Source organism: Ochrobactrum sp. SFR4, from assembly GCF_019730395.1.
GTDB lineage: Bacteria > Pseudomonadota > Alphaproteobacteria > Rhizobiales > Rhizobiaceae > Pseudochrobactrum.
Window position 1 is genome coordinate 1 of the sequence record NZ_JAAPBB010000522.1, and the last position, 316, is coordinate 316.

The 316-nt window shown below is 62.0% G+C and carries 1 pseudogene; it reads right to left on the reverse strand.

Annotated elements, in window-relative coordinates:
• Positions 1-297, reverse strand: a pseudogene (locus HBA93_RS20075) (beta-ketoacyl-ACP synthase II); the annotation flags it as partial.
• Between the last annotated feature and the right edge of the window lie 19 nt (positions 298-316).

Sequence of the window (316 nt, forward strand, 5' to 3'; positions counted from 1 at the left end):
GAGAACCGAATAGACCGCCTCTATCGCGCCTGCGGCCCCGAGCATGTGCCCGGTCGCTGATTTGGTCGATCCAACGGGCGTGTTCCTCTTGCCTGCTCCAAAGACCTTTTCCAACGCGGCCAGTTCAGCAGCATCGCCAACCGGCGTGGAGGTTGCATGAGCGTTGACATAGCCGATGGCATCGCTATCGATTCCAGCCATCGCGAGTGCGATTTCCATCGCCCTTGCCGCCTCACGCCCATCGGGCCATCCGGCCGTGACATGATGGGCGTCGGTTGTGGTGCCGTATCCTGACAAGATTGCCAGCGGACGCGCG